General features: G+C 67.9%; 20 protein-coding genes, 1 tRNA gene and 1 pseudogene. 6 read left to right on the forward strand and 16 right to left on the reverse strand.

Features of this window, described 5'->3' with window-relative positions:
- A pseudogene (locus tag MHN80_RS24255) lies at positions 1-245 on the reverse strand (hypothetical protein); the annotation flags it as partial.
- 55 nt (positions 246-300) lie between these two features.
- Positions 301-480 (reverse strand): hypothetical protein, encoded by a 180-nt coding sequence (locus MHN80_RS24260; protein WP_033204236.1) that lies wholly within the window; start codon positions 478-480, stop codon positions 301-303.
- A gap of 112 nt (positions 481-592) precedes the next feature.
- Between MHN80_RS24260 and MHN80_RS24265 the strand changes: the two genes are divergently transcribed.
- The gene (locus tag MHN80_RS24265) at positions 593-1,114 is read left to right on the forward strand and encodes a peptidylprolyl isomerase (protein WP_004023318.1); all 522 of its coding nucleotides are present in this window, start codon (positions 593-595) and stop codon (positions 1,112-1,114) included.
- A 209-nt stretch (positions 1,115-1,323) separates the two neighbouring features.
- Positions 1,324-2,037, forward strand: a complete 714-nt coding sequence (locus MHN80_RS24270) for a rhomboid family intramembrane serine protease (RefSeq protein ID WP_064572118.1) — start codon at positions 1,324-1,326, stop codon at positions 2,035-2,037.
- Between the two features lie 120 nt (positions 2,038-2,157).
- Here the strand turns inward: MHN80_RS24270 and MHN80_RS24275 are convergent, their stop codons facing one another.
- Positions 2,158-2,661 (reverse strand): PH domain-containing protein, encoded by a 504-nt coding sequence (locus MHN80_RS24275; RefSeq protein ID WP_239403991.1) that lies wholly within the window; start codon positions 2,659-2,661, stop codon positions 2,158-2,160.
- A gap of 115 nt (positions 2,662-2,776) precedes the next feature.
- The gene (gene crgA / locus MHN80_RS24280; RefSeq protein ID WP_004023313.1) at positions 2,777-3,067 is read right to left on the reverse strand and encodes a cell division protein CrgA; all 291 of its coding nucleotides are present in this window, start codon (positions 3,065-3,067) and stop codon (positions 2,777-2,779) included.
- A 148-nt stretch (positions 3,068-3,215) separates the two neighbouring features.
- Here crgA and MHN80_RS24285 point away from each other — a divergent pair, with 148 nt between their 5' ends.
- Positions 3,216-3,875, forward strand: coding sequence for an aminodeoxychorismate/anthranilate synthase component II (locus MHN80_RS24285; RefSeq protein ID WP_086537819.1), 660 nt, complete (start codon positions 3,216-3,218; stop codon positions 3,873-3,875).
- Positions 3,876-4,082: 207 nt separating this feature from the next.
- Here the strand turns inward: MHN80_RS24285 and pknB are convergent, their stop codons facing one another.
- From pknB to MHN80_RS24320, 7 genes are all read right to left on the reverse strand, one after another.
- Positions 4,083-6,035 (reverse strand): Stk1 family PASTA domain-containing Ser/Thr kinase, encoded by a 1,953-nt coding sequence (pknB, locus tag MHN80_RS24290; protein ID WP_004023311.1) that lies wholly within the window; start codon positions 6,033-6,035, stop codon positions 4,083-4,085.
- Between the two features lie 128 nt (positions 6,036-6,163).
- Complete coding sequence (locus MHN80_RS24295) at positions 6,164-7,537, reverse strand: protein kinase (RefSeq protein ID WP_101820415.1); 1,374 nt, start codon at positions 7,535-7,537, stop codon at positions 6,164-6,166.
- Positions 7,534-9,033, reverse strand: a complete 1,500-nt coding sequence (locus tag MHN80_RS24300; protein WP_239403992.1) for a penicillin-binding protein 2 — start codon at positions 9,031-9,033, stop codon at positions 7,534-7,536. Before MHN80_RS24300 ends, MHN80_RS24295 begins: the two co-directional genes overlap by 4 nt.
- Positions 9,030-10,463: an FtsW/RodA/SpoVE family cell cycle protein gene (locus tag MHN80_RS24305; protein WP_239403993.1), complete on the reverse strand. Its 1,434-nt coding sequence runs from the start codon at positions 10,461-10,463 to the stop codon at positions 9,030-9,032. Before MHN80_RS24305 ends, MHN80_RS24300 begins: the two co-directional genes overlap by 4 nt.
- Complete coding sequence (locus MHN80_RS24310) at positions 10,460-11,977, reverse strand: PP2C family serine/threonine-protein phosphatase (RefSeq protein WP_239403994.1); 1,518 nt, start codon at positions 11,975-11,977, stop codon at positions 10,460-10,462. Before MHN80_RS24310 ends, MHN80_RS24305 begins: the two co-directional genes overlap by 4 nt.
- Complete coding sequence (locus MHN80_RS24315) at positions 11,974-12,438, reverse strand: FHA domain-containing protein (protein WP_004023305.1); 465 nt, start codon at positions 12,436-12,438, stop codon at positions 11,974-11,976. The genes MHN80_RS24310 and MHN80_RS24315 overlap by 4 nt, the downstream gene beginning before the upstream one ends.
- 222 nt (positions 12,439-12,660) lie before the next feature.
- The gene (locus MHN80_RS24320) at positions 12,661-14,007 is read right to left on the reverse strand and encodes an FhaA domain-containing protein (protein WP_239403995.1); all 1,347 of its coding nucleotides are present in this window, start codon (positions 14,005-14,007) and stop codon (positions 12,661-12,663) included.
- Positions 14,008-14,284: 277 nt separating this feature from the next.
- Here MHN80_RS24320 and MHN80_RS24325 point away from each other — a divergent pair.
- Positions 14,285-14,370: transfer RNA gene (locus MHN80_RS24325), tRNA-Leu, on the forward strand.
- Positions 14,371-14,444: 74 nt separating this feature from the next.
- Here MHN80_RS24325 and MHN80_RS24330 read toward each other — a convergent pair.
- Positions 14,445-15,746 carry a DUF1254 domain-containing protein gene (locus MHN80_RS24330; RefSeq protein ID WP_239403996.1) on the reverse strand — a complete coding sequence of 434 codons (1,302 nt, stop codon included), beginning with the start codon at positions 15,744-15,746 and terminating at the stop codon, positions 14,445-14,447.
- 55 nt (positions 15,747-15,801) lie between these two features.
- Complete coding sequence (locus MHN80_RS24335) at positions 15,802-16,182, reverse strand: hypothetical protein (protein ID WP_064572113.1); 381 nt, start codon at positions 16,180-16,182, stop codon at positions 15,802-15,804.
- Positions 16,183-16,695: 513 nt separating this feature from the next.
- Here MHN80_RS24335 and MHN80_RS25840 point away from each other — a divergent pair.
- Complete coding sequence (locus tag MHN80_RS25840; RefSeq protein WP_308219799.1) at positions 16,696-19,389, forward strand: LuxR C-terminal-related transcriptional regulator; 2,694 nt, start codon at positions 16,696-16,698, stop codon at positions 19,387-19,389.
- 21 nt (positions 19,390-19,410) lie between these two features.
- On the opposite strand, the gene MHN80_RS24350 is transcribed toward MHN80_RS25840, so the two are convergent.
- Positions 19,411-19,842 (reverse strand): DUF6325 family protein, encoded by a 432-nt coding sequence (locus MHN80_RS24350; RefSeq protein WP_239403997.1) that lies wholly within the window; start codon positions 19,840-19,842, stop codon positions 19,411-19,413.
- 113 nt (positions 19,843-19,955) lie between these two features.
- Between MHN80_RS24350 and MHN80_RS24355 the strand changes: the two genes are divergently transcribed.
- A complete protein-coding gene (locus MHN80_RS24355; protein WP_239403998.1) occupies positions 19,956-20,390 on the forward strand; it encodes a DUF309 domain-containing protein in 435 nt (144 codons plus the stop codon).
- Positions 20,391-20,396: 6 nt separating this feature from the next.
- Here the strand turns inward: MHN80_RS24355 and MHN80_RS24360 are convergent, their stop codons facing one another.
- On the reverse strand, positions 20,397-20,945 hold the full coding sequence (locus MHN80_RS24360) for a dihydrofolate reductase family protein (RefSeq protein WP_101820412.1): 549 nt from the start codon (positions 20,943-20,945) through the stop codon (positions 20,397-20,399).
- Between the two features lie 71 nt (positions 20,946-21,016).
- Entirely contained in the window at positions 21,017-21,574 is a 558-nt protein-coding gene (locus MHN80_RS24365) for a TetR/AcrR family transcriptional regulator (protein ID WP_308219800.1), read from the reverse strand.
- Positions 21,575-21,582 lie beyond the last annotated feature (8 nt).

Below are 21,582 nucleotides of genomic sequence, written 5' to 3' on the forward strand. Positions count from 1 at the left end.
GGGCGGGTTTGCGGGCGACCGCCCGGAGGCGGGGTGAATCCGCCGCCCGGCGCCGGACGGCCGGCGCCGGGAGTGTCCGTCCCGTGCGGGGGCGCGCTGACGGGCCGTGCCGGAGCCCGTTCCCACGGCGCGGGATTGCTCGTCGGCGCGGAGCTCTCGGGCGTCGACCACGACTCGCGGGTCCGGTCGTCAGCGCCGCCGGACCCCGGCGGCGGGTTCGGGGAGCGCTCGTCGTCTGAGGTCACGAGTCCAAATTACCCGTGCATGACATGCGGCCGGTGCCGAGGCGGCCGCGGCGGGTCACGACGCCTGCGTCTCGGTGCTCTCGGCGAGCGCCTCGCGCACCTCCTCGATCCGCGGGACGGTCGGGGACACCGGGGCCACCACGCGTCGTGCGCGACGCAGCGAGCCGACGGCGACGACGGCGGTGACGGATGCGACGACCACACCCAGCGCGGCGAAGAGGTAGTTCTTGGACATGGGCTCAAGACTGCCAGCCGGTGCCCACAGCTGCCACCCCGGCCCGGCGCATTTGCGCACCTCGCGGCCGTCTCCCGACCATCGGACCGGGTGTAAGTGGTTGGATGGAGGTGTGACTACACAGAAAACCTCCGCAGTCATCCACACCAACCGCGGCGACATCAAGGTCGACCTGTTCCCGAACCACGCGCCGAAGACCGTCGAGAACTTCGTCGGCCTGGCCGACGGCAGCAAGGAATACAGCAAGCCCAACGCGTCCGGCGGCAACTCCGGCCCGTTCTTCGACGGCTCCGTGTTCCACCGCGTCATCTCCGGGTTCATGATCCAGGGCGGCGACCCGACCGGGACCGGCATGGGTGGCCCCGGCTACCAGTTCGGTGACGAGTTCCACCCGGAACTGCAGTTCGACCGTCCGTACCTGCTCGCGATGGCCAACGCCGGGCCGGGCACCAACGGTTCGCAGTTCTTCATCACCGTCGGCCCGACCCCGCACCTCAACCGTCGCCACACCATCTTCGGTGAGATCACCGATCCGGCGTCGCAGCAGGTCGTCGACGCGATCGCCACCACCTCGACCGACCGCAGCGACCGGCCGCTCGACGAGGTCGTCATCGAAAAGATCGAGGTCAACTGACCTCTCCGGAGCACGCCGCCCCGCAGCGGGCGGTGTGCTACCGGCATCCCGACCGTCCCACCGGCTTGTCATGCAGCCGGTGCGGGCGTCCGGCATGTCCCGAGTGTCTGCGCCCGGCTGCGGTCGGCCAGCACTGTCTGGACTGTCTCCGCAACGACGGAGTGCAGCGGTCGCCGTCACTCGGCGGCCCCAGGGGTGGCGTCCGCAGGATGGCGCCGACGCGCACCGCGCCCACGCAGCCCTACGCGACCTATGCGCTCATCGCGGTGAACCTGCTGATCTTCGCGCTGTGCGTTCTCCAGGCCGGGGTCGGTGACCCGGGCGGTGCGTCGATCTTCAGTGCCGGCGACCTCCTCAAGAGCGACGTCGCGGCCGGTGAGTACTGGCGTCTGCTGACCGCGGGCTTTCTGCACTTCAGCGTCATGCACGTGGCCGTCAACATGCTCTCGCTCTACATCCTGGGCCGCGACCTCGAACTCGCGCTCGGGATCGGCCGCTACCTGGCCGTGTACGTGATCGCCCTGCTCGGCGGCAGCGCCGCGGTCATGCTCTTCGAGAACGACCGCGCCCTGACCGCCGGTGCGTCCGGGGCCATCTACGGCCTCATGGGCGCGATGCTCGTGATCATCCTCAAAGCCCGTGTGTCCCCGGTCCCGGTGCTGCTCATCATCGGGTTCAACGTCGTGCTGTCGTTCTCGCTCCCCGGGATCTCGGTTCTGGGGCATCTCGGCGGGCTCGTCTTCGGCGCGGCCGCCACCGCGGCCATCGTCTATCTACCCGACGCGGTGCTCCCCGCGGGTCGTCGAGATCCGCAGACCGCGAGCCGGGTGGGCTGGATCGCGCTCGCCGCCCTGTTCGTGCTCGCTCTCGGCCTCGGCATCGGCGCAGGTGTTGCCTACGACGGGCTGATCTACATCCGCTGAGCCGGCCTGAAAACCGCCCCTCACCGGCCCTTCGCTGGCGCATTGCTTGCAGCCGCCTTCCCGAGGGTGGGTTTCAGAGCGTCTGCCCACACGGTGACCCGACCCTGGGTCCTGGGACCTCTACCCCTCGTCGACGACGAATCCCGCCTCACGCAGCGCGTCGACCACGGTCGGCAGGTCGGTGCCGAGGTCCCAGCGGCTGAGCACGACCAGGCGGGTGTCGTCGCGCGGACCCAAGCCGTCACGGTGCGACGGCGATGCGGCTGCCTCGTCGTCGAGCACGTCGATCTCGAGTTGTCCGACGCGGCGTCCGACCCGGCGGATGGACAGCACGCGAATCCGCTCGACGCGTTCGCGGGGATACGCCCGCGGCCCGCGCAGCGTTCGGATGATCAGGACGGGCGACGGGCCGGACGAGACGGCCAGCCGGGGACGCACCAGCAGCGTGTAGGCACCGAGTGCGAGAAGAAGGATCCCGGCGACGCCCATCAGGACCGACCCGGCGGGATCCCCGGCGACGACCACGGCCGCCCCGACCAGCACGACACCGCCGAGGCACCCGGCGAGGCCGGCGCCGACGGGGGTCGCCCAGGCATGTGTGTAGGAGTTGTCAGAGTTATCCACAGGAGTTACTCACAGTGGGGATGACTTACACACATGTGATTTCCACAGTGTGGATAACTTACACGCGTGTGTTTCGGCAGCTCAGCGGCTTCGACACGCGAACGACCGACGACGCCTACCGCCAACGCATCGTCATCAACAGGCCCGCCACCATCAGCGAGAAGCCGATCAGGAAGTTCCACGAGTTGAGCTCGGCCATCCAGTGCAGGACCTGGCCCTCGCCGCCGTACGCGGTGGGGGTTGCGGCCAGGTAGTAGACGACGAGCCAGGCGAGACCCAGCACCATCAGGCCGAGCATGACGCTTACGTAGATGGTGCTCGAAGGGCCGGCCTTGACCTTGACCGGCGTCCGGCTGGCCGGGTTGATCGTGTAATCGGTCTTCTTCCGGACTTTTGACTTCGGCATGACTTCCTCTGTTGTGCGGCACCGCCGGAGCGGTCGTACGCGAGCGGGGCGACAACACACGTCCCCGCCACTGGCAAACACTCGAGATCTACGGTATCTCACCAGGTCGCCGACGCCGAGCACCCGCTTCGGCGGTAGCCTTTCTCGCGTGAGTCGCATTCTGGTGGTCGACAACTACGACAGCTTCGTCTACAACCTGGTCCAGTACCTCGGCCAGCTCGGCGTCGAGGCCGTCGTGTGGCGCAATGACGACCCGCAACTCTCCCCGGCCGACCCCGACCGTCTGCGCGAGGCGGTCGCCGGATTCGACGGCGTGCTCCTGAGCCCCGGCCCCGGTACCCCGCAGCGCGCCGGCGCGACGATGCCGATGGTCCGCGTCGCCGCCGAGGAAGAACTACCGCTGCTGGGAGTGTGCCTGGGCCACCAGGCGATCGGGGCGGCGTTCGGCGGCACCGTCGACCGCGCACCCGAACTCCTGCACGGCAAGACCTCACTCGTCTTCCACGACGACGCAGGCGTTCTCGAAGGGCTTCCGGATCCGTTCACCGCCACCCGCTACCACTCGCTGACGGTGCTGCCCGAGACGATCCCCGACGAACTCGTCGTCACCGGCCGCACCGAGTCGGGCATCGTGATGGCGATGGCACACCGCGAACTGCCCATCCACGGCGTCCAGTTCCACCCGGAGAGCGTCCTGACCCAGGGCGGTCACCGGATGCTCGCCAACTGGCTCAAGACGTGTGGGATCGAGATCGACGAGACCCGGGTGTCCGCCCTCGAAGCGGAGATGGCGACCGCGATCGGCTGACCCGGGCAGTGGGGTCGACGAGGTGGTTTCGACTCGGCTCCTCGACCTCGACGCGCTCCTTCGTCGCTAGCTCGGCCCGGCGGCTGCGCTCGGTGCCGGCTCAACCAGCAGAACATTCGGCTCTTCGACCTCGACGCGCTCCTTCGTCGCTTGCTCGGCCCGGCGGCTGCGCTCGGTGCCGGCTCAACCAGCAGAGAATGCGGCTCCTCAGTTGGGGAGCAGACTCGCCTGGCCGACGATGATCGTGATCGAACCGCTCTTGCGGGTCTGTGACCCGGGATTCGGTTCCTGTCCGACGACGCGACCGTCGTCGGGACTGCCGAGCGGGACGTTGCGGGTCTGGCGCGTCAGGGTGGACCGCTCCCACCCGGCCCGCTCGAGCTCGGTCTGTGCCTCGGCGGGCGTCTTGCCACGCAGGTTCGGGACGGTGAAGAGATTCCCGCGCGACACGCTGATCTGCACGGTGCTGCCCTGTTCGGCGGTCGAGCCCGGACCCGGTGACGTGGAGATGACCTCTCCGGCCGGACGGTCGGAGTCGGCGGCGACGACCACGACCATCATGCCGAGCTCTTCCAGCACCGACCGTGCCCGATCCTCGGACATGCCGACGACGTCGCGAACCGTGACCTCGCGCGGTCCGTTGCCCACGTTGACGACGACCGCGCCGTTGACCGGCACCTCGGTGCCGACTGCCGGGGCGGTCGAGACGACCTTGTCCTTCATCTCGGCCGACGAGTCCACCCGGTCGGTGCGCACATTGGTGAACCCCAGGACCTTGAGCGAGTCCAGGGCCTCCGTGGGTGTCTTGCCGACCAGATCCGACGGCAACCGCACGCGCTGGGGACCCGTCGAGATGTAGAGCGCGATCTCGGAGCCCTCGGCCGCCATCACGCCCTCGCCCGGGGTCGTCCGGGTGGCGAGACCCGCGCCGACGTCGAGGCTGGGTTCTTCGAGAACGCGGACCTCGAAGCCGGCTCGTTCGAGCGAGGCCTGCGCGTCGTCGGAACTGAGGCCCGAGACCGCCGGGACCGATTCCTGCGGTGCCGACCCCGAACTCCACGGCGACCACAGGAACAGGGTGCCGACGAGCAAGGCCACGACGGCCAGGGCGCCGGCCATGAGCAGCCGAGACCGGCGTCGAGGTGTCTTCCCGTCCTCGTCCTCGTCGTCGCGGCGGTGAGTACCGCCGTTGCCGTTCGCGGTGCGGGCGGGGATCGCGCGGCGCGGACCTGTCGTCTCCGCGCGGGTCGGGCGGCGCGGCCCGGTGTCGATGAACTCGGTGCGCTCCTCGTCTGACAGCAGCATCGGCGCCGATGGCTTACCGCCGGCGAGAACCCGGATCAGGTCGGCGCGCAGGTCGGCGGCCGACTGATAGCGGTTGTCCTTGTTCTTGCTCATCGCCTTGAGGACGACGGAGTCGAGTTCGCGCGGGATCTCGGGGCGGACGTGCGACGGCCACGGCGGATCCTCGTGCACGTGCTGATGTGCGACGGCCACCGGCGAATCACCCGTGAACGGCGGCTCACCGGTGAGGAGCTCGAAGAGCACGCACCCCATCGAGTAGATGTCGCTGCGCGGGTCGACCTTGATGCCGCGGGCCTGCTCCGGAGACAGGTACTGCGCTGTTCCCATCACCGCAGACGTCTGGGTCATCGTCGACGTCGCGTCGCTCATCGCCCGAGCGATGCCGAAGTCCATGACCTTCACGGCTCCGGACTTGTCGATCATCACGTTCGCCGGCTTCATGTCGCGGTGGACGATGCCGTTCCGGTGCGAGAAGTCCATGGCGGCCGCGACGTCGGCCATCCAGGTCATCGCCTGTCGCGGAGAGATCGGACCGTTGGCGCGCAACACATCTCGCAGGGTGTCGCCGTCGACGTACTCCATCACGATGAACGGCAGCGGACCGTCGTCGGTCTCGGCCTCGCCCGTGTCGAAGACCTGCACGATCGTGGGGTGGTTCAGCTTCGCCGCGTTCTGCGCCTCGCGACGGAAGCGGAGGTAGAACGACGGATCACGGGCGAGGTCGGCACGCAGCACCTTGACCGCGACGTCGCGATGCAGCAACAGGTCGCGCGCGTAGTGCACCTCGGACATGCCACCGAAACCCAGCGTTTCGCCGAGTTCGTAGCGGTCGGAGAGGTGGTGTGGTGTCGACATCGGCCTCGGTGGTTCGCCCCTCAGGATCTCAGATCAGAACATATCGGTCGGAAACTTCTCGGTCGGAGACATTCGGCACACAGGCACTGCGGGTGCCCCGGCACGGTTGTCTCCAGTACAGCTGTCCATCAGCACAACGGTGAGAACGGCACGCCGGGGAAGCACGGGGTTCCGGTGGCGGCACCGGGATCCGGCGGCGAGTCGGGGGGTCCCGACGGCGCGAGTGTGGTCGTCTCCTCGCTCGTCTCGCTGGTGGTCGTGGTCTCTTCGCTCGTCGTCGTGCGAGTCGTGCGCCGGGTGGTGGTCGGCTCGTCGGTCTCTTCGGTCGGTGCATCGGTCGTCGTGGTCTCGGTGACCGTCGGCGACGACGATGGGGGTGGCGTCGCCGCCCCACCGTTCCCACTGTTCACCAGATAGAACCCGATGAGTCCGATGGCGCCGACAAGCAGGGCGGCCGCGATGCCGGCGAGGACCTTCTGCCCGGTCGTCCAGCTGTTGTCCGGCGGTGGTGGCGCGACCGCGGTGCGGGACGTCGGCCGGGGTGTCATCGGTCGCGACGCGGCTCCGGTCGGTGGCGTGGCGCCACGTGCGACCGCGGCACCGAGCGCCGCGGCACCCGCTGCTCCCGCAGCGGCACCGGCGATCGCCCCCGGACGAGGCGGACGGCGCCCGGCGCGTACGGCGGCCACCGCGTCGGCGAACTCGCCGCCGTTGGCGTAACGCTGCCGCGGATCCTTGGCCATCGTGATCTCGATGAGTTCGCGGACACCCGACGGCAGGTTCGACGGCAGTGGGGGCGGCGACTCCCGGATGTGTTTCATCGCGACGGTGATCGCGCCGTCGCCGAGGAACGGCCGCCGGCCGGTGAGCGCCTCGTAACCGACGACTCCGAGCGAGTAGACATCCGACGCCGCGGTCGCCTCGTCACCGGTCGCCTGCTCCGGGGAGATGTACTGCGCCGTCCCCATGACCATCCCGGTCTTGGTGACCGGGGCGGAGTCGACGGCCTTGGCGATACCGAAGTCGGTGATCTTCACCTGGCCGACCGGCGTGATCAGGATGTTGCCGGGTTTGACGTCGCGGTGCACGAGACCCTGGTTGTGCGCGGCCTGCAGGGCGCGCCCGGTCTGCTCGAGCATGTCGAGCGTGTTGGTCAGCGACAGCCGGCCCAGCCGGGAGATCACCGAGTTCAGCGGTTCGCCGTCGACGAGTTCCATCACCAGATACGCCAGCGGATCGCCGCCGTTGTAGTCCGGGGTCTCGCCGTAGTCGAAGACGTTCGCGATCCCCGGGTTGTTCAGCTTGGCGGTGGTCTGTGCCTCCGCGCGGAACCGGGCGATGAACTCCGGGTCGCTGGTGTACTCGGCCTTGAGGACTTTCACCGCGACACGTCGATTGAGACGCGTGTCGAGCGCCTCCCACACCTGTCCCATACCGCCCGTGGCGATCAGGCGGATGAGCCGATACCGATCGCCGATGGTGGTGCCGTTCTGCAGGGTCATCGACTGCCACCTCCCACCAGTGAGTTGATCACTTCTCGTCCGATCGGCGCCGCGACGGTTCCGCCGACCGAGTCCGCACCGAATTGTCCATTCTCCACCACGACGGCGACCGCGATCTGCGCGTTCGACGACGGCCCGAAGGCGATGTACCAGGAGAACGGGGTGTCCGTACTCGACCCGCTTTCCGCCGTTCCGGTCTTCGACGCGATCGACACCGGACCGCCCGCGCCGGCCGTCGACCGTTCCGACTCGATCATCATCGACGTCAGCTCGGCGGCCTGCTCGGGCGTGATCGGCTTGTTGGCCGTGGTCGGCGGGGTGGTCTGCAGCGTCCGCAGATCCGCGGCCTGCAACTTGTCCACCAGGTACGGCTGCATGCGCACACCTCCGTTCGCCACGGTCGCGGCGATCATCGCGTTCTGGAGCGGGGTGAGCCGGACGTCACGCTGCCCGATCGAGGCCTGCGCGAGGACGTCGAAGGACGGGATCTGTCCGACAGTCGAGTCGGCGACGGGCATCGGGATGTCGGGGCCCGGCTGATCGAGGCCGAAGAGGCTCGCGGTCTCGGTGAACTTCGGGATCGCGTCGGACATCTTCTCGGTCACCAGTTCGGCAAAGGCGGTGTTGCACGAGTACTTGAACGCCGTCTCCAGTGACACGGTTCCGCCCGACGACCCGGGGCATGTCTCGCCGCCGTAGTTCGGCAGCGAGACATCGGTGCCGGGCAGCGGGAAGGTCGGCGCGGCGGTGAGACGGATGCCGGGAGTGATGTTGTCGCGCAGGGCGGCGGCCGACGTCACGACCTTGAAGGTCGATCCCGGTGGGTACAGCTGGCTGATCGCGCGGTTCAGCATCGGCTGCGCGGTGTCACCGGGGCGGTTCCACGCCTCCCAGCTGCCCTCGCGGACCTCCTGGTCGTGGCTGGCGAGCTTGTTGGGGTCGTAGCTCGGGGTCGAGACCATCGCGAGGATCTTCCCGGTGTTCGGCTGCAGGGCCACGACGGCGCCCCGGCACGGTCCGTCGCACGGGCCGTTGAGCATCGCCTGGTAGGCGGCCTGCTGGACCTTCGGGTTGATGGTCGTGACGACGTTGCCGCCGCGTGGGTCGCGGCCGGAGAACATGTCCATGAACCGCTGGCCGAACAACCGGTCGTCGGATCCGTTCAGGATGCTGTTCTCGTAGTGCTCGATCTGACTGGCGAGGTACTGGAACGAGTAGTAACCGGTGACCGGGGCGAAGGCCTCGGCGCCCTCCCGCGGGTACTGACGGAGGAACTTCAGGCGGCTGTCGATCGGCACCGACAGCGCGATGACCGTGCCGTCGGCGGTGGTGATCAGACCGCGCTGGCGGGAGTACTCGTCGAGCAGCACCCGGTTGTTGCGGGTGTCGGTCTTCAGCGCGTCGGCCTTGAAGACCTGCACATAGGTGGCGTTCGCGAGGAGCGCGATGATCATCACGATCACCGCCATCGACACATTGCGGATCGGCTTGTTCACCGGCGCTTCACCACCTGCGTGGGCAGTGCCTCGACGGGCTTGGCCGCGGGCCGCTTCTTGCCGGGATCGGGTTCGCGCGCGGCGTTCGAGATCCGGATGAGCAGCGCGACCAGGATGTAATTGGCCAGCAGCGACGACCCGCCGTAGGACAGGAAGGGGGTCGTGAGACCGGTCAGCGGGATCAGCTTGGTGACGCCGCCGACGACGACGAAGATCTGCATCGCGATGGTGAACGCGAGTCCGGTCGCCAGGAGTTTGCCGAAGCTGTCGCGTACGGCGATGCCGGTCCGTAGTCCGCGGTGGATGAAGATCATGTACAGCAGGAGGATCGCGGTGAGGCCGGCCAGGCCGAGCTCCTCACCGATGGTCGAGATGATGAAGTCGGTGTTGGCGAACGGCACGATGTTGGGCCGCCCCGAACCGAGGCCGGTGCCGAACAGTCCGCCCGTGGCCAGGCCGAACAGGCTCTGCCCGATCTGGTAACCCGAGCCGTCGAAGTCCGCGAAGGGATCCAGCCACACCGAGACACGTGTCTGCAGGTGCGAGAAGATCGACCACGCGAACACCGCGCCGATGGCGAACAACCCGATGCCCAGCACCAGCCATTCGACACGTGAGGTGGCCACGTAGAGCATCGTCAGGATCGTCGCGAAGATCAGCAGCGACGTACCCAGGTCTTTCTGGACCACCATCACGGCGATGGCGATCGCCCAGGCGGCCAGGAGCGGACCGAGGTCGCGGGCGCGCGGCAGGTCGACGCCGAGCACGTGCGGACCGGCCGTGATGAACAGGTCGCGCTTCGACACCAGCACCGCCGCGGCGAAGATGATGATCAGGATCTTGGAGAACTCGCTGGGCTGGATCGAGAAGAACGGTGTGATGATCCAGTTCTTCGAACCGTTGATCTCCGAGAACGCGCTGGGCAGGATCGCCGGGGTGATCAGGAAGACCAGTCCGCCGAGGCCGAGCGTGTAGGCATAGCGCGACAGCGTGCGGTGATCGCGGATCAGGATGAGGACCGCGGAGAACGCCACGATGCCGAGCACCGCCCACAGCAACTGCTGGTCGGCGTTGCGGGTCGCCTCGGTGGCGTTCACCGACTCCCCGGTGTTGCCCGTACCGAGGTCGAGCCGGTGGATCAGCACCAGCCCCAGGCCGTTCAGGACGGCGACGACGGGCAGCATGATCGGATCGGCGTGGGGTGCATAGCGTCGGACCACGAGGTGGGCGACACCGAACAGCCCGGTGTAGGCGGCCACGTACTTGAGGATGTCCCAGGTGAGGTTCTGACCCTGGGCGGCCTGGACGATGAGCAACGCCACCGTCACCAGACCGATGGCGAACACCAGGAGCAGCAGTTCGGCGTTGCGACCGGTGCTCGTGGCGGGTTGGCGTGGCGGGGCGTGCGGTGCGGGCGCGGCTTGAGTCATCTCACCTGCTGCCGGCAACTCGTGCCGGCGTCCTGATCAGGTGCGGGCGTGGCGGAAGGTCCGGCGTTGCCGGTGGGCGGAGCCACCGACTCGGTCGCACCCTGCTGCGGGATTCCCGGTGCGGGCGCCGCGGTGGCGCGTGGTGCGGGCGCGGACGGGTCGGTGCTCGGTGTGGACTCCGACGGTGCCGGTGGCGGGGGAGTCGGTGCGGGCGTTGCCGACGAGGGCGCGTTGTCGCATCGGAAGGTCAGCTCGTCGGTGACGACGCCCTGGATCTGCTGCTCGCTCTTGTTCCGGATCATCACGTTCTTGACCGACTGCGCCGGCCCCGACACCAGGTCGTCGACGTTGAGGGGGAACTCGCAGGTGCCGTCGTCGTAGGAGATGAACGTGTAGCTCGGTTCGGTCTGATCGAGGTCCTCGACGCAGACGCGCTGCACCGGGTTGCTCATCGAGAGGAAGAACACCTTTTCCGGTGATCCCTGGTAGACGAGCACGTCGCCGCTGTCGTCGGCGGCCACGTAGTAGTTGCTGCGGACGACGGAGCGGACAACGAAGACGCCGACGACCAGCGCAGCCACCACGGTCAGCACGACACCGGCGACGATCCAGCGACGGTACTTGCTCTTGTGCTTGGCGGCGGGCTCGTCCTCGGTCAGCACCGTCGGGCGCTGCGGTTCGGCGGGGGGCGGGCGAAGTGCTGCCGCCCGTCCCGCGGCGGTCGCCGGGTCGGGCGTGTAGATCTCCTCGTTGCCGCCGGCAGCGCCACCGACGATCGGGCGCGAGTCGCCGTACTCGGTGTCGACGACGTCGGCGAGGACGACGGTGACGTTGTCCGGGCCGCCGCCGCGCAGCGCGAGTTCGATGAGACGGTCGGCGCACTCCTTGGGGTCGGCGATGGACCCCAGGGTCTCGGCGAGGGTCTCCTCGGTCACGACGTCGGACAGGCCGTCGCTGCACAGCATGTACCGATCGCCGGCGCGGGCCTCGCGCATCGTCAGGGTCGGCTCGACCTCGGTGCCGGTGAGCGCGCGCATGATCAGCGAGCGTTGCGGATGGGTGTGTGCCTGTTCGGCGGTGATGCGACCTTCGTCGACGAGGGTCTGGACGAAGGTGTCGTCGCGGGTGATCTGGGTCAGCGCCCCGTCGCGGAACATGTATCCGCGCGAGTCGCCGATGTGACACAGGCCGATTCGGCTGCCGGCGAAGAGGATCGCGGTGAGCGTGGTGCCCATGCCGTCGAGTTCGGGTGATTCGTGCACCTGTGCCGCGATCGCCTCGTTGCCGGCACGGGTGGCGCCGTCGAGCTGGGTGAGGAGGTCGCCGCCGGGCTCGTCGTCGTCGAGGGTGCTGAGTGCGCGGATCACCAGCTGGCTGGCGACTTCGCCGGCCGCGTGGCCGCCCATTCCGTCGGCGAGGGCCAGCAGGCGAGGACCCGCGTAGAACGAGTCCTCGTTGTTGGACCGCACGAGACCACGGTCGCTGCGCGCGATGTAGCGCAACACAAGTGTCACGGGCGCAACTCGATCACGGTCTTGCCGATGCGGATCGGCGTGTTCAGCGGGACCTTGACCGCGGTCGTCACCTTGGAACGATCGAGGTAGGTGCCGTTGGTGGAGCCGAGGTCTTCGACATACCAGTCGTCGCCGCGCCTGGAGAGCCGCGCATGTCGCTCGGAGGCGTAGTCGTCGGTCAGCACCAGGGTCGAGTCGTCGGCGCGTCCGAGCAGGACCGGTTGCTGACCGAGGCTGATCCGGGTGTTCGCCAGCGCGCCGTGGGTGACGACGAGATAGCGGGCCGCGCCGCGGACGCCGCCGCTGCGACGTCGCTTCTCCGAGCCGCCGGAGTAGCGGGGGATGCGGAGTCCGCCGGCCGACGCGATGTCGGCGCGCAGCGTGCGGATCACGGCGAAGACGAACAACCAGAGCAACAACAGAAAACCGATGCGGGTCAGTTGCAGCACCAAGCCCTGCATGTCGTGTTCACCTCCAGCGCGTTCCGTCTCGGTCGGGTCGTACCCACGGCAGCGATCATGGGACCGCCGAGCGAAACGAGCGGACCCGACTGCATCTTATGGGCAGATTCGCCGAACCCGGTCATTCGGATATGACAGTTCAGTATCAACCGGCCGGAGCGGTCTCGGGCCAGTCTCGAGCGCCGCCCACGGCAGGTGGGCGTGCGCTCGGCGTTTGCGGGTCTACTGGAACCGGACGGTGATGTCGGAGTGTCCGACGCGGATACGGTCGCCGTCGGCGAGTTCCCAGGTGTTCACCTGGAGATCGTTGACGGTGGTGCCGTTGGTCGAGTTGAGATCGGTGAGCATGGCGGTGGCGCCGTCCCAGCGGATCTCCACGTGGCGGCGCGAGACGCCGGTGTCGGGCAGACGGAACTGCGCGTCCTGTCCGCGGCCGATCACGTTCGATCCCTCGTGCAGCTGGAAGGTGCGGTTGCTGCCGTCCTCGAGGAGGAGCGTGATCGACGACGGGGCGTAGCCTGCGGCCGGGCGACCCGCGCCGTATCCCTGGTCGTAGCCACCCTGGTAGTCGTATCCCGCGGGCTGCTGGGCGTACGCCTGCTGGCCGTAGCCCTGCTGCTCGTAGCCCTGCTGGCCGTAACCCTGGTCGTAGCCGGGTTGCTGGCCGTAGCCCTGCTGGTCGTATCCCTGTTGGCCGTAGCCGGGCTGCTGGCTATAGCCCTGCTGCTCGTAGCCGGGTTGCTGGCCGTAGCCCTGCTGGTCGTATCCCTGTTGGCCGTAGCCGGGCTGCTGGCTATAGCCCTGCTGCTCGTAGCCGGGCTGCTGGCTGTAGCCCTGCTGTCCGTAGCCGGGCTGTTGGCCGTAGCCCTGCTGGTCATACCCCTGTTGTTCGTAGCCCTGCTGGCTGTAGCCCTGCTGGTCGTACCCCTGGTCATAGCCGGGCTGCTGACCGTACTGGTCGTACCCCTGCTGGCCGTAGCCCTGGTCTCCCGGCTGTCCCGATCCCTGGCCGTACTGGTCGTAGGCGGGATCGGCGCCCCTGCGCTGGTCGTATCCGGGATTCTGAGTCATCTTGGGGGCTCCTTGGTCGGGGGCGTTGGTAAGTGGGGGAACAGGGGCCGGGCGTCCGGCCGGCGGGCCGGGGACCGGCGCAGCGTGCGGATGCTCCGAACGCGCGCCCGCCGGGCGGGGCCGCGCGTCCGGGTTGACCGTGCCGCGTGCGCGGAAGATCCCCGTGTGCAAGGACGGCGATTGCTCGAACTCTACGACGACCTTGCCGTAGGTCTGCCATCCGTTGTCCTTGATGAAGTTTTCCAAATGCTTCGAGAAAGTCTTGCGGTTCAGCTCGTATTCCGCAGCGATGTGCTGATGATCGGTGGGACTGAACAGCAAGGTGTAGCTGTTGGCCGCAAGGACCGTACCGTCACCGAGGTTCTCGAGCGACTCCTCGGCTTCTCGCTGAAGCCCGTTCTCGATCTCCTGCGGGGCCACCTGACCACCGAAGACACGGGCAAAACCGTCGTCAACTGCACCTTCGAGCTTGCGTTCCAGTCGTTGCAGGATCCCCACCGAGACCTCCTTTCGCGGCAATAGAGCGTGTCGCCGTGCATCTGGCCTTGTTTGATGATAGCGACATCAACGGCCAACTGTGCCACCAAGGCAACTGGTGCACCGTGTGCAACTCCCGTCCCATTGGTGTGTATTCGGCATCTGACGTAACCCGACGTACTGCACAAATGCAACGTCGGAGATCGAGTTTTGTTTCGGCGGCGGCGTGCTGCTATCGTCGTCCAGTCGCCGGACACACCCAGTTCGACGACATGCCCACCGGTTTCTCGGTGGCCACGGGCGAGTGGCGGAATGGCAGACGCGCTGGCTTCAGGTGCCAGTGTCCTTCGGGACGTGGGGGTTCAAGTCCCCCTTCGCCCACCACAGCGGATTTCGCTCCGTACACAAAAAGGTCAGGTCGCACGCGACCTGACCTTTTTCGTGTGGGCGGATGCTCGTCAGGCCCGTTGCACAGCCGGGGGATTCCAGGCCCCGGTGAGAGCGGCCTGCTGGGGGGCGTACAACCGCAGCGTCACACCCAGGCGCCCGCGCGGAGTGGGCAACCAGTTGTCGACGAGGTCAGGGCCGGGGTTCGTGTGCTGGAGGTACAGATCCAGCGAACCGTCGTCGTTGAACCGCAGGCTGTCGCGGTCGCCGATCGCGAAACGATTGATCTCGTTGCCGACCTGATAGCCCTCGGCGTCGTACATGGTGACCGACCAGAACGCGTCGACCGGAGGTAGCTCACCGGCCGCGAAATGCAGGCGGTAGTCGTTCTCGCCGGACAGCGGTTCGCCGTCGGAATCGGTGAGCAACAGCGGATAGATGGCGTCCTCTGGCGGATTCGCCCCCAGTCCCACGAGGGTGACCTGTGATCGTGCGAGATAGTCGATGCCGTACACCCCGATCGATTTCGTCACGATCTCCCAGCCGTTGGCGACCCGGCCGAGTCGCAGGACATCGGTGATGGCCGCGAGAGCCGACTTCGCGCCCCGCTCGATCTCGGCGATCTCGTCGGTCCCGAAGCGGCTCGCATCGAAGCTGCGTCCGGGGACGAGGCCCAGTCCGGAGATCCGCATCAGCACGGAGTTGTCCGTGACGTGCGGCGGGACGACCTTCAGCACCTCGGCGGCGCGGCCGAAGAACTCGACGGCCGACATCGCGTTCACGATGCGCAGCGGTTCCGCGGTGGGGTCGACGGGTTCCTCGGCCGTGGTGGCCGGCGTTCCGAGAGCGGTCACCGACAAGCCCTGTTGGAAGGCGTTGACCGACGGATAGTCCGCGGGACCGTTTGTCTGGGTACGGCCGATCACCCAGACGAACGGAGTCGGGGCCGTGATCACCTCGGCATCGGCGATGCCCGACGTGTCATGTTCGCGCAGGGCCACGACATACCGCTGCGCGTCCGTTCCGCTGGTCCGCTTACCCGGCGAGGCGAACACGTCGGTCCACATGTCCAGCATCGGCAGCATGTAATAGCGGCCGTCGCTGTCGGGTACCTCGATGAGGACCGGACCGCCGGTCAGGTCCAGCCAGGCCGACGAGTACAACGTGTCGAAGTTGGGTCGGACCACGGCGCGGAAGTCGGCCGGTGGGAACTCGAGCAGGTGGTGGAACTGGTTGGCGGGCCCGAACCCCGGACGTTCGGATGCCCCGGGTGAGGTCTGTTGGCGACGGCTGACGTCCATCGTCACCAAGGAGTAGAGGTACGTGTACGCGTCCGCGCTGAGGGATGCGAGGTCGTCGGACAACTTGGTCATGCTGAGACTCTTTCTGTGCGTTGACTTCTCGGACAAGGCGAGAATGCGCGCCGGATCAGGCGAGCGCCTTCGCCTTGAGAGCCGAGAACTCGTTGTCGTCGATGGCACCCGAATCCAGGAGGGCCTTCGCGTCGGCGATCTGCTCGGCGGAGGACTTGGGGCCGACGGACCGGATGTAATCGTCGGTCTGCTGTCGCAGTTCCTTTTGCGCCTCGAGGGCGCGGGTGTGCATACCGCTGCCGCGGGCGATGAGATACACCAGCGCCGACACGAACGGCACGACGATGAGCACCACGATCCAGAGCGCCTTCCACCAACCCGACAACCCGCGGTCGCGGAACAGGTCGGCGATGATGTTGAACAGGATCATCAAGTAGGCGACGAACGCGAAGATCACGAGCGTGTACCAGATGAAATCCCAGAACGAGTCCCACATTTGTCTCTCCTTCGGGTGAAGTTTTTCCCTGCGAATGAATGTCCTCGACCGGCCGGTGGCAGGTCGTCCGAGGATCAGGATGTCGGTGTCGGCGGTCGATCGGATCACCCGGCTCGTATGAGTTCCGGTGGCTGGTCAGGTGGACCTCGCGGGCCGTCGAGCCGCTGCCCGTCCCCGTCAGTCGGTCGGCGATCGGGCTCGGGAACCGTTGTGCGGCAAAGCTTTTGTCGACCGACGGCGACGGGCGTCGACGATCAGTTCGCGCGAACCGGGCATGGGGAGCCTCCGCACGACGGGGTGACCGATGACGGCGGGGCGGTCGAGCCGGCCGGCGCGAAGTGGCACGAGAAGCTCCGATGTCCGACGGAGTGGGAACTCGAATGGTCGCCCCTCGGCGTCATTTCGTCGTCATCCGAACAGGACTATTTCCCGGCGCACAAGCGGGTCGCCCTGACTACTATTCCCACAGACCCGCGCGATGTCGGTCGCCGGGACAGCACTGGAGGCTGCGAGGTGGACGATCCGAGCCGGCACCTGCCGCCGTCCCTCCGCCTGCGCACCTCCCGGCCGACCCTCCCGCCGGGTTTCGTCCCACGGCCACGGATCGACGAACAACTGCAACCGCGAGGCCGTCGCCACGTCACGGTGGTCACGGCAGGCCCCGGATACGGCAAGACCCTGGCGGTGGCAGCTCATCTCGCGGGCCGCGGTGACCGTCACACCGCCGCCTGGCTGGCCGTCAGCGACGTGGCCGGACTGTCGACGTTCTGGGGGGACTTTCTCGGGGCCTTGACGGCGGCGCGGATACCGGGAGTGGAATCCCTCTCGGAGATGGCGCCCGGTAACGACTTCTCGCTGTCCGATGTCGACCTCATCGCCGACGCCCTCGCACGGCACTCGAGGCCGTTGACCATCGTTCTCGACGAAGTGCAACGCATCACCGATCCGACCGTGCTGGAATCGATCACGCGTTTCATCGGGTCGCAACCCGACCAGGTCCAGCTCGTGGTCATCTCGCGCACGACCCCTCGTCTGCACCTGCGGCGACTCCAGCTCGACGGACGACTCACGGAGATCGGCGCCGATGCGCTCACCATGACGAGGGGAGAGGTCGGTGAGTTCGCCGACCGTGCCGGCGCGGGACCCATGTCCGACGACGACGTGGTGGCGTTCTGGCTGCGCACGGAAGGCTGGCCGGCGGGCATCCGGCTCGCGCTGCTGAGTGCGGGGGCTGCGGGCCTGCGTGCCTGGTTGCAGCGGGGCCACGACGAGCTGATCGCGTCCTATCTGCTCGAGGAGGTGCTCGAACAGATCCCGCCGACCGACCGCAAGTTCCTGCTCGCGACGAGCGTCGCCGAGGCGCTCGATCCGGCGCTCGCAGAGGCGATCACGCGACGTCCCGACTGTCGCCGGATCCTCGCGTCGCTGGCCGACGCCAACCTGTTCACGGTTCGGCTCGAGGGCCGACCGGACTGGTACGCCTACCACCCGCTGTTCCGGGAGTTGCTGGCCGAGCGTCTGACGGCCGAGAACCCGGACGCGCCCGCCGAACTACACCGCCGGGCGGCGACGTGGTTCGCGCGCGCCGGAGACCCGATCTCCGCGATCCGGCATCTCGCTGCGGCACGGGATTGGGAGGCGTTGCTCGAGGTGCTGGGCGGTAGTGCGGTTCCGCTCGTGCTGTCACCGCAGTCAGCCGAGCTCGCGGCCGCATTGGCCCCTGCGGTCGACGAGGCTGCGCGCCGGCCGACGGCGGAGACCCTGCTCGCGGGCGTGATCGTCGCATTCCACGACCGTGACTTCGGCGTCATGTTCCATCGTGCGGACGCAGCCGAGGCCGCACTCTCACGTCGGGCGGGCGGGCGGTCCGCGACCGCCGAGATCATCCTCGCCCTTGCCGCGATGGTGCGTGCACGGGTCGAGGCGGTCGACCACGTGGTGAGTCGCTGCGATGCCGTGTTCGCGTTGGCGACCGCGCCGTCGAATGTCGGGTTGCCCGCGGCTCCGGCCTACGCACTGATGGCGCGGGCCAATCGCGCCATGGGCCTCGTCCACCGGGGCGATGTCGACGACGCGGTGGCCGAGCTCGAGAGCGTGCACGCGGCCGCGGAGGCGCGCGGAATGGGCTTGATGGCCGTTGCCGCGCAGGCGCACCTGGCGTTGACCGATCTCATCGTCGGCGATCTCGCACGGACGGCCGAGCGGGTCGCGACGGTCGAATCGATCGCCCGACGACGAGGTTGGCTGAAAAAGCCGCAGATGATGGCGATGTATGCGGCGCAGGCCCTGCTGCTGCTCGAGCGTCACGACCTCACCGCGGCCGAGTCGGCGATCGACACGGCTCGCCTGACCGTCGGTGAGGCCTCCGACACTGCGGCTCTGCTACTGGTCGAGATCGCGGCGGTGGGCGTCGCGGTGACCCGCCGGGACACCTTCGGGGCCCGGGCGGCGGAAGGCCGCATGAGGGTGGTCGCCGCACGATGTGGTCCGCTGCCGGCACTTCTGCGCAGCTGGTGTGCGGTGGTGTCGGCGGAGGTGTCCATCCTCGCGGGTGATGCGGCGTCGATTGTTGGGATATCTAGCGGGGCAACGGGATTCCCGCCCGCAGACGCGGTGGGTGCCTACCCCGAAGCGCTTGGCCGGATCGTCCGGGCCAGGGCGTTCGTCGAACTCGGCCGGCCGGCCGACGCGATATCCCAGTTGGGGCAACTGACCGAGTACGCCCCGTTTCGGTTGCAGGCGGTGGACGCGGGGGTGCTGTGGGCAGTGGCCGCGCACCAATTGCGCCGAGACTCGGTGGCGCTCGATCACATCGCCGCCGCGGTTACCCTGGCTGCCGAGGTCGGACAGGTCCGCCCGTTCGCGGCGGCAGGTGAACCGGCACGTGCGTTGCTGGCGTGGCATGTGCGGATCGCGGGGCCGCGGGTCGATCTCGGGTTCGTCCTCGATCTGCTGGGGATCCTCGGCGACGATGCACCGCAGACCGGTGATCTCGACGTCCTGGAGTCGGTCGAGGATCCGCTGACCGAGCGCGAGCTGGTCGTTCTCCGCTACCTTCCGACGATGTACAAGGCGGCAGAGATCGCGGCGGACCTGTTCGTGTCGGTCAACACCGTCAAAACCCACCAGCAGGCGATCTATCGCAAACTGGGAGTGTCGTCGCGACGTGACGCGGTCGATCGAGCTCGCGAACGAAATCTGCTGTGAGACAGCGCGAAAGAATCCCGGTCACGGCTGCTCCGAGTGCCCGCGCAGCGAGGCGACGACAGCCCGGGCGGGTATCCGACCCACCGCGGTGAGTTGCGCACCGGCCGAGTCCACTGCCGAGAAGAACGGCTCCGTGCAGGTGTACTCCCAGACGATCGCGAGGCCGGAGAGGCCCGGTGCGATCGTGGTGGCGAGGTTCTCGATGTCCTCGAGGGACAGCAACTCGACCAGCGAGCCGGCGAGCGAACCGAGTCCGTCCCGAGTCATGTCCTCGAACTCTGCGACGCTCACGGTGCCGTCCGCCCCGCGAGTGATGAGCAGCAGATCGAGTACGCGAACGAGGTGGTTGTCCACCAAGCCGGTGAGCTCGGCGCACACGTCGCCGTGGACCGACGATGCACCGGTGGGGAGTTCCACCACGACGTAGTCGACCGGACCGAGTTCTGTGGTCACCGGTGCCCCTTTCGCGCGTTGTGGGGGAGAGTGTGCCCGGCCGGTCGGCAGGTGTCGTCATGCTGAATGGATGAGTGACGCCACTTGGCGGACGTGACGAACCGGAGGTGCCCATGGACAAGCCCCGCGATCGCGACCCCGATGGTCGCGTGCGTCAGGCCCGGCCACGTGACGAGCTGGGAAGGCCGCTGCCCTATGGCGAGCGCGGCGTCGAGCCCGTGTCCGAGGAGCCGTTGCCGCCCGACGAGACGATTGCGCTGGCATGGCGGTTGCTCGAGGAGGGTCGTCCGTTCTCCGCGCACGAGGTGTTCGAGACCCGCTGGAAGTCGTGTCCGCCGGCGGAGCGTCCGCTGTGGCAGGGACTGGCCCAGCTCTGCGTCGGACTGACCCACCATCGTCGTGGCAACGCCGTCGGCGCCCGACGCCTCTACGACCGCGCGGCTGCGCGATTGACGGAGTACGAGCAGTCGCACGGACCGACGTACGGGATGGACCTCGCCGCGATCCGCGCCCGTGCTCTCGAGGAGATCGACTCCGATCCCACCTGAACCGCGTCACACCGTCCGATAGCGCAGCAGCGAGACGCCCAGCTCGAAGGCCTTGGTGTCGACGAGCCGCAGGGTCGGGATCTCCAGACCGGCCGGGAACAGGCGCCGCCCCGATCCCTGGACGGTCGGGTAGACGAACAGCCGGTACTCGTCGACGAGACCGGCGCCGATCAGGGTGTGGCACAAGCTGATGCTGCCGGTCACGACGATGTCCTTGCCGTCGGCGTTCTTCAGCGCGGTGACCTCGTCCACGACATCGCCGGACAGCACCGTCGAGTTCTGCCAGTCCGGGTCGGTCATCGTGCTCGACACCACGTATTTGTCGACGGTGTTCAGGTAGTCGGTGATCCCGGTGGCGTCCTCGGTCTGGTGCGGCCAGAAGCTGCGGAAGTCCTCGAAGGTCTGCCTTCCGACCAGCAGACCGTCGGCCTCGGCATCCTGCCGGTGCGACTCCGCCATGAGGTCCGGCGCCTCGACGGTCGGGTCGAACCAGTCGGTCAACATCTCGATCGAGCCGTCGAGCGTCATGTTCTGGGTGATCGCCAGCGTTCGCATGCTTCTCCTCTGAGTAGTCGCGGGGTTCTCCCAGATATCGACCGGCGGGGCGGGCGATAGTCATCGGGGGATCAGCGCGACGGCCGCAGACAGTTCTCGACGATCCGGTCGACGAGTTCGTCGTCGTCGATCCCGGGCGCGGCCAGTCCCAACGATCCCGTCGAGGACAGCATCGCGATCCCGTGTACGCCGACCCACAGCTCGGCTGCGCGCAGCTCGGGAGCGTCGACGGTGCCGCTGTGCTCGATCAGCGAGACCAGCCAGGCAAACAGTGGCCGTGATGTGGTGCGGAGGTCGGCCCCTCCGCCCTCGAGCAGGTCGTGCCGAAAGATCAGGGCGAACATCGCAGGTCGACGACGGGCAAACGCGACGTACGCGAATGCGACGTGCCGGATGTTCTGGGGTACCTCGCCCGCCGCACGCATCAGTTCCGACGACAGGTCCTCCAGGCCTTCGCGGGCGATGGCCGCCAGAAGCGCGCGGTGCGTCGGGAACCATCTGCGGGGAGCGCCGTGGGAGACGCCCGCGCGGCGCGCGATCTCGCGCAATCCCACATCTGGTGAACCGGTCTCCTCCAGCAACTCGACGCCGGCACGAACCAACGCGATCCTGGTCTTCGCTGACTCCACGTAGACAG

This window comes from Gordonia sp. McavH-238-E, from assembly GCF_022348225.1.
In the GTDB taxonomy this organism is placed as follows: Bacteria; Actinomycetota; Actinomycetes; order Mycobacteriales; family Mycobacteriaceae; genus Gordonia; species Gordonia terrae.

What these genes read in the sequence shown, in the direction of transcription:
- MHN80_RS24260 (WP_033204236.1), bottom strand. Translation starts at nt 480, where the DNA reads ATGTCCAAGAACTACCTCTTCGCCGCGCTGGGTGTGGTCGTCGCATCC.
- MHN80_RS24270 (WP_064572118.1), top strand. Translation starts at nt 1,324, where the DNA reads ATGGCGCCGACGCGCACCGCGCCCACGCAGCCCTACGCGACCTATGCG.
- crgA (WP_004023313.1), bottom strand. Translation starts at nt 3,067, where the DNA reads ATGCCGAAGTCAAAAGTCCGGAAGAAGACCGATTACACGATCAACCCG.
- pknB (WP_004023311.1), bottom strand. Translation starts at nt 6,035, where the DNA reads ATGTCGACACCACACCACCTCTCCGACCGCTACGAACTCGGCGAAACG.
- MHN80_RS24295 (WP_101820415.1), bottom strand. Translation starts at nt 7,537, where the DNA reads ATGACCCTGCAGAACGGCACCACCATCGGCGATCGGTATCGGCTCATC.
- MHN80_RS24305 (WP_239403993.1), bottom strand. Translation starts at nt 10,463, where the DNA reads ATGACTCAAGCCGCGCCCGCACCGCACGCCCCGCCACGCCAACCCGCC.
- MHN80_RS24315 (WP_004023305.1), bottom strand. Translation starts at nt 12,438, where the DNA reads ATGCAGGGCTTGGTGCTGCAACTGACCCGCATCGGTTTTCTGTTGTTG.
- MHN80_RS24330 (WP_239403996.1), bottom strand. Translation starts at nt 15,746, where the DNA reads ATGACCAAGTTGTCCGACGACCTCGCATCCCTCAGCGCGGACGCGTAC.
- MHN80_RS24335 (WP_064572113.1), bottom strand. Translation starts at nt 16,182, where the DNA reads ATGTGGGACTCGTTCTGGGATTTCATCTGGTACACGCTCGTGATCTTC.
- MHN80_RS24355 (WP_239403998.1), top strand. Translation starts at nt 19,956, where the DNA reads ATGGACAAGCCCCGCGATCGCGACCCCGATGGTCGCGTGCGTCAGGCC.
- MHN80_RS24360 (WP_101820412.1), bottom strand. Translation starts at nt 20,945, where the DNA reads ATGCGAACGCTGGCGATCACCCAGAACATGACGCTCGACGGCTCGATC.